This is a genomic window from Sulfitobacter sp. 1A12779 (genome assembly GCF_043557315.1).
Lineage (GTDB): Bacteria > Pseudomonadota > Alphaproteobacteria > Rhodobacterales > Rhodobacteraceae > Sulfitobacter > Sulfitobacter faviae.
The window spans coordinates 1-1318 of record NZ_JBIFFU010000077.1 but is presented as its reverse complement, the minus strand read 5'-3'; the positions used below and the strand labels follow the sequence as shown (position 1 = coordinate 1318).

Genomic DNA, 1318 nt, shown 5'->3' with positions numbered 1-1318 from the left:
GGGAGTGTGCGTAATTTTGTGCCCTGACGCCTTTAGTTACGCCATGGGAAAGCGTTCTTCGAACATGATGGCGAGTTGGCTTTTAACGCGGTGCCATTCACGCACAGATCGCTTCCACTCGACTGAAGTAGCATTGAGCGCCAAGTAGATCAACTTTGCTGCCGCCTCATCGCTCGGGAAGTGGCCTCGGGTTCGCACCGCACGCCGGATTTTTGAGTTCAAGGCTTCTATGGCATTCGTTGTGTAAATCAATCGGCGCACTTCGGGCGGGTAGTCGAGAAACGGGATCACCTCGTTCCAGGCTCGGCGCCAGCTCGGTGCAATGGCCGGATAGCGCTTGGCCAGATCGCTCTCCTCGAACTCGGCCAGTGCAGCCTCCGCTGCTTCGACGTCTAAGGCGGTGTAGACTGCCTTCAGGGCTGTCGCCACGGCCTTGCGGTCCTTGTAGCTGGCGAAGCTCATAGAGTGGCGCAGCAAATGAACGATGCACGTCTGAACCTGGGCTTCCGGGAAAGCTGCCTCAATGGCCTGAGGGAAGCCTTTGAGGCCGTCGACCACGGCAATCAGAATGTCCTGAACGCCCCTGTGACGTAGATCATTCAGAACCTTTGACCAAAATTTGGCACCCTCGTTGGCCTGGAACCACAGCCCCAGAACGTCCCGGGTGCCGTCTGGACGGATCGCCAAGGCTACGAAGACCGCCTTGTTCGAGACCGCTCCATCACTGCGGATGTTGACGCGGATCGCGTCCATGAACACCACCGGATAGCAGGGTTCCAGTGGTCGGCTCTGCCAGGCGGTGACCTCGTCCATCACAGCCTCAGTGATCACCGATATCAAGCTGGGTGATGCCTCAAAGCCGTAAATCTCCTCAATGTGCCCTTGGATCTCACGGGTCGTCATTCCGCGTGCATACATGCTGACGATCTTGCGGTCGAACTCGGGAAAACGACGCTGATACTTGGCTATCAACAGCGGATCAAAGGTGCCGTTGCGGTCGCGCGGAATATCCAGGATGACCTTCCCACTGTCGGTAGTCACAGTCTTCTGGCTGCTGCCATTACGACGATTGGGCGGATGGTTCTGGCCCTCCGCGACACCTTCTTCGCGCTCTGCCCCAAGATGTTCCTCCATCTCAGCTGTTAAAGCGCGTTCTGCCAATGCTTTGGTCAACTCGGCAAGAATGCCCTCCTTGCCGAATAGGTCGCCAGAGGACCGGCCTTCCATCAGTTGGTCTAATAGCTTTTTGTCGATGCTCATACGTGGGTCTCCTTATAGAGCAGTTACCACGCCAGAGCACAAAATTCAGGACAGTCCC

At 56.8% G+C, this 1318-nt stretch carries 1 protein-coding gene; it reads right to left on the bottom strand.

The genetic code is table 11. From position 1 onward, the window contains the following. Window positions 1-36: 36 nt before the first annotated feature. Window positions 37-1260 (bottom strand): IS256 family transposase, encoded by a 1224-nt coding sequence (locus tag ACGYLQ_RS20825; RefSeq protein WP_067629838.1) that lies wholly within the window; start codon window positions 1258-1260, stop codon window positions 37-39. Window positions 1261-1318 lie beyond the last annotated feature (58 nt).